The sequence below is a fragment of the Schnuerera sp. genome (assembly GCF_035459645.1).
GTDB lineage: Bacteria > Bacillota > Clostridia > Tissierellales > Tepidimicrobiaceae > Schnuerera.
Genome location: NZ_DATHXO010000360.1, coordinates 1 through 8716, shown reverse-complemented (window position 1 = coordinate 8716; position 8716 = coordinate 1). Strand labels below are relative to the sequence as shown.

Genomic DNA, 8716 nt, shown 5'->3' with positions numbered 1-8716 from the left:
TAAAACATCTACATCATACCCTTGTATATCTCCAATATAATAGATGCCTAATTTATTTAATTCTCTTTCCATCTTTGGTCCAACACCCCACAATTTAGACACTGATAGTGGTTTTAAAAATTCCATTGCCTCTCCTTTTTTAATTACTGTTAATCCATTCGGTTTCTTTATATCTGATGCTAATTTTGCCAAAAATTTATTATATGATATCCCAATAGAAGCAGTAAGTTTAAGTTCTTTTTGAATATCATTTTTAATTCTTTTAGCTATAAAAACAGCTTCTTGACCTGTTACATCTAGAAATGCTTCATCTATAGAAATAGGCTCAATTTTTGATGAATATCTATTAAATATTTTGTGAATTTCTTTAGAAACACTCTTATATTTTTTCATATCTACAGGTAGATAGATACCTTTCGGACATAATCTTTTGGCAACTTTTATTGGCATAGCAGAATGGATTCCATATTTTCTAGCCTCATACGATGCAGTGGATACAACCCCTCTACTACGAACTCCACCTACTATAACAGGTTTACCTAGTAAACTAGGATTGTCTCTTTGTTCAACCGATGCATAAAAAGCATCCATATCTATATGAATTATAGATCTATCATTCATATATATCATCCTTATCATGTTTATTAAGTCTATTTTACCATAAACTTAGTAAATTCAAAAAAATCATATACATAACGTATATGATTTTTTGTTTATATTGTTTTATGGTGCAGGAGAAGGGACTCGAACCCTCATGGTATAATTACCATATGCCCCTCAAACATACGTGTCTACCAGTTCCACCACCCCTGCAATTTAATATTGTTATCATCTTATTAAAAATAAAATCCTACTTTTTATCAACTACTTCTTCCTGGAATTCTTTAGGAATATACCATTTTTCAATATTTCTATATATATTATAAAAGGTAGGGTCAACATCCCCTTTGATTTTTTTATCCATTAACAAAGCATTGTTCCTAAAAAACAAACTTACATAAGGCAAATCTTGAGTAATTATAGATTGAAGTTTTTCATATTTTTTTAGTTTTGCATCTCTACCATTAGCCATATATGCTTCTAATAAAGCTTTGTCCATAGCCTCATTGTTATATCTAATAATATTAGTTCCTGATTTAATTTGACTAGAATGAAAGGCAAAGGATAATTCTGGTATTGCTGAGAGACGCCATCCTAATAATACAATATCATAATCTCCTTTTAATATTTTACTATTTATCTTTTCCCATTGATTTTCTACCATTTCTTCTGTTAGATTGTCTGGTATATTCTCTGGATAATCTTTTATGATTCGGATTCCTAATTTGTTCAAATCCTCATAAATCATATCTGCTACCTTTAACCTTAGCGGATTATAGGAATTGGTTGTTAGTCTTAAAGTAACCTTATTCCCATTTTCATCTTCATAATATCCATCTCCATTTATATCTTTCCAACCTAGCTTATTCAACTCTTCCCGAGCTTTTGATAAATTATATCCATAGATATTAGCTTCGCTAGATATTAACCAGGAATTCGGATGGATTGGTAAATCTATTTGGGTAGCATGCCCTAAAAATACCTTCACAATTATTGACTGTCTGTCTATACCATAAGCCATAGCTTTTCTTAACCTATGTCCTTTTTCATTATTAAAAATTGGGTTAGAAAAATTAAATCCTATAAAATCATAATTTTGTGATACAAACTCAACTATACTAACTCTATTGTTTTGATCGAATTTTTCCCAATCTATTCCTAATGCAGTAGTTAGATCTATTTGTCCAACTTCAAAGGCTGTTAAAGCCAATTCATCATCTTCTAATACTTTCCCATAAACCCGGTCTATATAGGGTCTACCTTCCATATAGTTTTGATAATATTCTAAATGGATTTCTTTATACTTATTATAATTTACAAACTTATAAGGGCCTGTCCCAATTGGAGTATAGTCATCCATACTTAATGCTCTTATATATGAGTTTTTGTCCTCCTTGTCAATAACAAATCTATGTTTGGGTACAATTGGGAATATCAATGCCTCCAAACTGTTGCTAAAATATGTATCAAATTTTATGTCTAAATTATATTCATCAATTATATTCACATCTATAATTCTATTTATATTAGATGAATAGAATTTCCCAATGGTAGAATCCCACATTTTTTTATAGGTAATATTCTCGTCTCCATATTTAATTGCATTTATAGTAAAAGCTACATCTTCTGCAGTAAATTTTTCTCCATCATGCCAAAAAACATTATCTTTCAATTCAATGCTTATTGTTCCATCATCTTTAACTAAATAATCTTTAGCTAATTGATTTTCTATATTAAATTCTCTATCTAATTCAAATAAACTTTCAAATACAAGTTTACTAAAATAATAATAGCTAATATTTTCATTAACTAGAGGGTTTAATGTGCTTAAAGTAGTTAATGGCAGTACTAACTGGCCTCCATACCCTGCTTCATGTTCTTCAACATTGGTAGTATTGGTTTCAAAGGCCTCCGATGTGTTATTTGCTTCTTCTTTGTCACATCCTACCAAAATAAAAAAGACTACTATAATTAAAAGTTTAGTTAATATCTTTTTACATTTCAAAGCATATTCCCCCTTTAGTTACTTATACACTACTAAATTTTTAATTACTTTTTTAAAACTATGAATTAAAGCAATTAAATTATTTTCTCCATAAAAAGATGGTTTATCAAATTGAGTCTTATATACGATTCTATAAATCTTTAAATTTTTTTCTACCTTTTGGATATACTCTTCAGTTTCTTTAAAAGGAACTTTGTTTAAAGTTATTCCGTCCTTAGAATATTCTACATTCTTTAGCCATTTAGTTACATTTCCACTTCCACCATTGTAGGCAGCTAAAATTAATTGTAGATTATTGTTAAATTCATCAGAGAGAACTTTTAAGTACCAAGTACCGATTTTAATATTAACTTCTGGCTCAAACAATTTTTCTAAGTTGAAATCATTTATCTCCAATGTTTCAGCAGCCCATTGTCCTGTAACAGGTGCTATTTGCATAAGTCCTCTTGCTTCCTTAGAAGATAAAGCTTCCTTATCATACCTGCTTTCTACATTAATAATTGCTGCTACTAAATAAGGATCTACATTGTATTCATCTGAATATTTATTAATTAAATCTACGTATCCTAAAGGATAACTAATTTTTACATATACATATACTGCTATAACAATAAAAGCAAAGATTGTAATGATAGAGATGGTGCTTTTTAACATTTTTTTAATTATCCATGTCAAATTAAACCCTCCAGAGAATCATCTTAATTTATCTACTATATTTTTCACTTGTTCTTCTAAAGTTTCTAGGTCTTTTCTATTATCAATAATCCTAGTGGCATATTCTCTTTTTAATTCAATAGGTATTTGGGCTCTAATTTTTTTAATTGCTTCATCTTTGCTAATTAAGTCCCTTTTAATAAGCCTATCTAGTTGGGTAGATTCATCTACATAAACTAACCATATTTCATCAAATGTAATTTCATATTCATTTAATTTATCCATTTCCTCTATTAGCAGAGGCACATCAACAAAAATAATACTTTCATTTCTATATTTGTTAATCAAATCTTTTATACTTTCTAATACAAAGGAATGCACTATATTGTTAAGCTTTTCCCGCAATATACTATCCTCAAAAATTAACCTTCCAAGTTTTTTTCTATTTATATTACAATTTTCATCTAAAATATCTTTACCAAAAACATCAATTATTTTTTGATAACCGGGTTTGCCTATTTTTACTACATCTTTTGCTATTTTATCAGCATCTATTACTTTATAACCCATATTATCAATAATACCTGATACAGTAGATTTTCCTGTAGCGATACCGCCAGTTACCCCAATAATCTTTATTCTATTTTGATTCATACCAATTTTCTCCAATTTTTAAATCTACTTTTAACGGAATATCTAGCTTTATGGAGTTTTCCATAACATCCTTAATTATATTCTTGACCTCATCTATTTCATCTTTATGAGCTTCAACAATAAGCTCATCATGAACCTGTAATATTAATTTAGATTTTAATTTTCTCTTTTTTAACTCTTTGAATACTTTTACCATTGCTACCTTTATTATATCGGCTGCGCTTCCTTGTATAGGTGTATTCATAGCAATTCTTTCTCCAAAAGATCTTACATTATAATTTCTAGATTTGAGTTCTGGAATATATCTTCTCCTATTCAATATAGTCTCTACATAACCTTTTTCTTTTCCAATTTTTATAATATCATCCATGTATTTTTTAACCATTTCATAATTTTTTAAATAATTGTCTATATACTCTTTGGCTTCTTTTCTTGAAATATTTAAATCCTTTGAAAGACCATAATCACTTATACCATAAACAATACCAAAATTTACTGCTTTTGCTCTATTCCTCATTAAAGGAGTTACTTCATCCTTTGGAATATGAAATACTTCTGAAGCAGTTTTTGTATGAATATCTTCATCGTGATAAAAAGCTTCCATCAATTTTGAATCCTTGGATATATGCGCTAACACTCTTAGTTCAATTTGCGAATAATCTGCATCTACTAATTTATAGTTGTCGTTTCCAACTACAAAGGCTTTCCGTATTTTCCTACCTTCTTCAGTTTTAATAGGTATATTTTGTAAGTTGGGTTCTGTACTGCTAATCCTACCAGTATTAGTAACAGTTTGATTAAAACTAGAATGTATTTTATTGGTCTCTAAGTCTACTACATTTATTAGACCATCTATATATGTGGATTTTAATTTTACCATCTGTCTATATTTTAGTATTTTTTCTATTATTTCATGTTGTCCCTTTAATTTATCAAGAACTTCTGCATCTGTTGAGTATCCTGTTTTTGTCTTTTTTATTACTGGTAAATTTAACTCATCAAATAATATTTCTCCCATTTGCTTTGGAGAATTGATATTGAATTCTTTCCCAGCCAAATCATATATTTCTTTAGTTAAACTATCAAGTTTTTCTTGGAATTCATCTCCTAATTGGTTTAATACATCTAAATTTACATTGAATCCATAATATTCCATATGAGCTAATACTTCAACCAAAGGTAATTCAACTTCATAATATAATTTAGCCATTTTTTGTTCTTCTATCAATTGATTGATTGGTTCTTTTACTCCATGAGCTATATCTAATATGGAGGCAATATATTCTGCTCTTGTATTAATAGACAAATCTTTAAAAGTTTTTTTCTTCTTTCCTTTACCTAATATTTCTTCTAAATCTTTTCCACGAATCTTTAAATATTCTTTGCCTAATTCATTGATATTATAATTAGACTGAGCAGGATTTAATAAATATTGTCCTATCATAGTATCAAAGGCAATATTTTTAATATCCATATTGAGTCTAAGTAAAGCATATATATCCATTTTCATCATATGCCCATATTTTTCAATTTTCTCAGATTCAAAGTACTTTTTAAATTTATCTTTAAATAATTGGATGTCATTTTCGATATAATCTACATAATATGCTGTATCGTCTCCAATTTTTATTCCTATTCCAATTATTTGACTATTAATATAATGTTCTTCTTCAAACACAAATTTAAAGCAAAAGCTTTTTTCCTTTTCTATCTTCTCTATTATTGAATTATAATTATTCTCTTTGACTATTATATACTTTGTTTCATAGTTTAAATCTTCTTTTTCTATTTTGTCACTAGGCAATTTTGATAATAGGCTATTAAATTCAAGGGCTTCATATATATTTTTCAATTCATCCCAATTAGGTTCCTCTATTTTTAACTCCTCAAAAGTAAATTTAATAGGAGCATTTCTTATTATTTCACCTAAAGTTTTACTAATCATTGCAGTGTTTTTATTTTCTATTAAAGATTCTTTAGTCTTTTTTCCTCCTACCTTATCTATATTATCATATAGGTTTTCCATAGTACCAAATTGTTTTAATAATTTTATGCCAGTTTTTTCCCCTATACCTGGTACTCCAGGGATATTGTCTGATTTATCTCCCATAAGCCCTTTTAAATCAATAAATTGCTCTGGAGTTATCCCATATTTTTCTATTATTTTTTCTTTATCAAATTCCTCTAGTTCGGTAATTCCTTTTCTAGTTATTAAAACCTTCGTATTATCTGAAGCTAATTGTAAATAATCCTTGTCTCCAGTTACCAATATAACTTCCATTCCCTTGTCTTCACCAGCTTTAGATAGAGTACCAGCTATGTCGTCTGCCTCATATTCATCTAATTCTAATTGAGCTATTTTCATAGCTGCAAGTATTTCCTTTAATATTGGAAATTGTTGAGACAGTTCATTAGGAGTTGATTGCCTATTTGCTTTGTAAAGATCAAAAGTTTTATGTCTAAATGTAGGTCCTTTTTTATCAAATGCCACACATATATAATCTGTAGGATATTCATCTTTGATTCTATATAGCATGGTTAAAAATCCATAAACGCCATTTGTATATATGCCATCCTTAGTTGACAGTAAAGGAAGAGCATAAAAAGCTCTATGGATTAAACTATTACCATCTATGACTATTAATTTTTTTCTTTGTTCATTTTTCACAAAATCACTCCTCATATATTTCTTGAATACGATAAAACCTTAATCTTTTATTATAACTAGTATACCTTAAATATATATATCAGTAAATATTCATAAAAAATAAGTTCTTGATTGTTTTATTAATTTATGTTATCATGTTTCTTGTAATAAGTTAGGCCGGTGTGTTGGAACTGGCAGACGAGACGGACTCAAAATCCGTTGCCTTCCGAGGCGTGTGGGTTCGAGTCCCACCACCGGCACCAGTGCTTATAAAGGTTTAAGCTATAAAGCTTAAGCCTTTTTTAATTTCCATCCCATTGGCCCCGTATTTAAAAATAATCTTAAGTTTTTAATCCTTGTTTATTTCACTAATTAATATTATATAAATTATATCCTATTTTTTCTAATTTCCAATATAAGTATTATTGATGATTGGTTTAAGTAAATACAATCTATTTAACAAATAGACATTAGGTTTATATTTTACCCCCTTGGGTATACCATATATAGTACATTTTAAGGAGTGATAATATGACTAGTATTAAAATCTTTTCAGATTTTGCATGTCCTTTTTGTTATATTGGATTTGCTATAGCAGAAAAATTAAAAAAAGAAAATTCTGATATCCATATTGAATGGATCCCTTATGAATTAGATCCAGATCTTCCCATTGGAGGAGAAGATTTAACAGACCACATTCCACAAAAACAGATAGCTATGAGTTATAGAAGAATTGAAAGATTAGGCTCCGAATATAATTTAGTATACAATAACAAAACTAAAAAATTCAATACCCACCGACTACATAAAGCAGCATTATTTGCAAAAGATGAAGGAAAATACTACGAATTTGCTAAAGAAGCTTTTAAAACTATATTTGAATATGGCAAAAATGTAGGTGAACCTGTAATTGTTAATGAAATAGGATTATCAGCTGGAATCAATATAACTGAAATGAATAGATGTATTGATGGTCACTTTTATAATGAGAAAATGGAAGATGCAAAAAAATTGTGGTCTATATACGAAATAGAATCTGTTCCTACATTTATTGTAGATGAAAATAAAAAAGTAACATTACTAAAGGATTATGAGAGATTTAAAAAAGATTTGTTGGATTAAATAATTAACTGTATTTATGGGTATTAATTATATATGATAAAGTATAATTAATAAGAGGTGAATTTTATGTCCAACAAGAAAACTGATCTTCACAAGAAAAATCATGAAGATGATATTGAAATGGCTCTTTTGAAAACTGTATATAATAGTGTTGAGTTGAACTTCATTGAAAATTTATTAGATGAAAATAATATCCCATATATCCTTAAAGACCAAGGAAGTGGAGGATATATGAGAATTTATAGTGGCTTTTCAATTTATGGAACTGATATTTTTGTAGAAGAATCAATGTTTGAAAAGGCTAAATCTATTATTGATGAATTTCCCTTGAATGAATAGATAAATTAAGAGGTGTATTAATGGTTGTTTTTGTTGATGCCGATGGCTGCCCAGTAGTTGATATTGCAATAAGAATTGCAAAAGAAAATAATATTAAAATAGTAATAGTTAAAAATTACGCAGTAGAATTAAACGACCCCTATGCTGAAATCGTGACTGTAGATATATCTAACGACAGTGCTGATTATTATATAGTTAATAAAATTAAATCCGGTGATATATTAATTACCCAGGACTATGGCCTGGCAGCAATGGGATTAGCAAAAAATGCTTATTGTATTAATCAAAATGGATTATTAATTACAGATAATAATATAGATGAAATATTAAATAGAAGACATATTCACCAAACCTTACGAAGAAAACAGAATATCTATACTAAATTTAAAAAAAGAAATCCTCAAGCTGATGAGGATTTTCAAAAGAGTTTGAAAAAACTTATTTTATCAATTTCTTGATGCAGCTTATACATCATATATTACAGTAATTTTTCTGCTGAGTAATTAATACCAATAGCTCCTAAAGGTGCTGTAATAAGTATAGATAGTACCGCTATAGCCAAGATAAGTTCTCCAGACTCTACCCCTATAGATAATGGAACTGCACCCATTGCAGCTTGAACAGTTGCTTTTGGCGTATAGGATATTATACAAAATAGTCTTTCTTTCCAATTTAAATTTGTCTTTAATGTGGAA

General features: G+C 28.5%; 8 protein-coding genes, 2 tRNA genes and 1 pseudogene. 4 read left to right on the top strand and 7 right to left on the bottom strand.

The annotated features are described in order from the left end of the window. From dinB to polA, 6 genes are all read right to left on the bottom strand, one after another. Window positions 1–621, bottom strand: a 621-nt coding sequence (gene dinB, locus VK998_RS08425) for a DNA polymerase IV (RefSeq protein ID WP_325227582.1), incomplete at its 3' end; no start/stop codon positions are given. 105 nt (window positions 622–726) lie between these two features. Then, window positions 727–813: transfer RNA gene (locus VK998_RS08420), tRNA-Leu, on the bottom strand. A gap of 37 nt (window positions 814–850) precedes the next feature. Continuing rightward, entirely contained in the window at window positions 851–2605 is a 1755-nt protein-coding gene (locus tag VK998_RS08415; RefSeq protein WP_325227580.1) for a peptide ABC transporter substrate-binding protein, read from the bottom strand. Window positions 2606–2623: 18 nt separating this feature from the next. Beyond that, entirely contained in the window at window positions 2624–3280 is a 657-nt protein-coding gene (locus tag VK998_RS08410) for a lytic transglycosylase domain-containing protein (protein ID WP_325227578.1), read from the bottom strand. Between the two features lie 18 nt (window positions 3281–3298). Beyond that, window positions 3299–3913: a dephospho-CoA kinase gene (gene coaE / locus VK998_RS08405; RefSeq protein ID WP_325227576.1), complete on the bottom strand. Its 615-nt coding sequence runs from the start codon at window positions 3911–3913 to the stop codon at window positions 3299–3301. Continuing rightward, window positions 3900–6581 (bottom strand): DNA polymerase I, encoded by a 2682-nt coding sequence (gene polA, locus VK998_RS08400; protein ID WP_414713588.1) that lies wholly within the window; start codon window positions 6579–6581, stop codon window positions 3900–3902. The genes coaE and polA overlap by 14 nt, the downstream gene beginning before the upstream one ends. Before the next feature lie 155 nt (window positions 6582–6736). On the opposite strand from polA, the gene VK998_RS08395 reads away from it, so the two are divergent. The 4 genes from VK998_RS08395 (at window position 6737) to VK998_RS08380 (ending at window position 8479) form a co-directional block, all read left to right on the top strand. After that, window positions 6737–6823 (top strand) — tRNA-Leu (locus VK998_RS08395). A 268-nt stretch (window positions 6824–7091) separates the two neighbouring features. Beyond that, window positions 7092–7682 carry a DsbA family oxidoreductase gene (locus VK998_RS08390; RefSeq protein WP_325227572.1) on the top strand — a complete coding sequence of 197 codons (591 nt, stop codon included), beginning with the start codon at window positions 7092–7094 and terminating at the stop codon, window positions 7680–7682. Between the two features lie 66 nt (window positions 7683–7748). Further along, the gene (locus VK998_RS08385) at window positions 7749–8021 is read left to right on the top strand and encodes a putative signal transducing protein (RefSeq protein ID WP_325227570.1); all 273 of its coding nucleotides are present in this window, start codon (window positions 7749–7751) and stop codon (window positions 8019–8021) included. A 20-nt stretch (window positions 8022–8041) separates the two neighbouring features. Beyond that, window positions 8042–8479, top strand: a complete 438-nt coding sequence (locus VK998_RS08380) for a YaiI/YqxD family protein (RefSeq protein ID WP_325227568.1) — start codon at window positions 8042–8044, stop codon at window positions 8477–8479. A gap of 20 nt (window positions 8480–8499) precedes the next feature. On the opposite strand, the pseudogene VK998_RS08375 reads toward VK998_RS08380, so the two are convergent. Further along, window positions 8500–8716, bottom strand: a pseudogene (locus tag VK998_RS08375) (cation:proton antiporter); the annotation flags it as partial.

What these genes read in the sequence shown, in the direction of transcription:
- coaE (WP_325227576.1), bottom strand. Translation starts at nt 3,913, where the DNA reads ATGAATCAAAATAGAATAAAGATTATTGGGGTAACTGGCGGTATCGCT.
- VK998_RS08390 (WP_325227572.1), top strand. Translation starts at nt 7,092, where the DNA reads ATGACTAGTATTAAAATCTTTTCAGATTTTGCATGTCCTTTTTGTTAT.
- VK998_RS08385 (WP_325227570.1), top strand. Translation starts at nt 7,749, where the DNA reads ATGTCCAACAAGAAAACTGATCTTCACAAGAAAAATCATGAAGATGAT.
- VK998_RS08380 (WP_325227568.1), top strand. Translation starts at nt 8,042, where the DNA reads ATGGTTGTTTTTGTTGATGCCGATGGCTGCCCAGTAGTTGATATTGCA.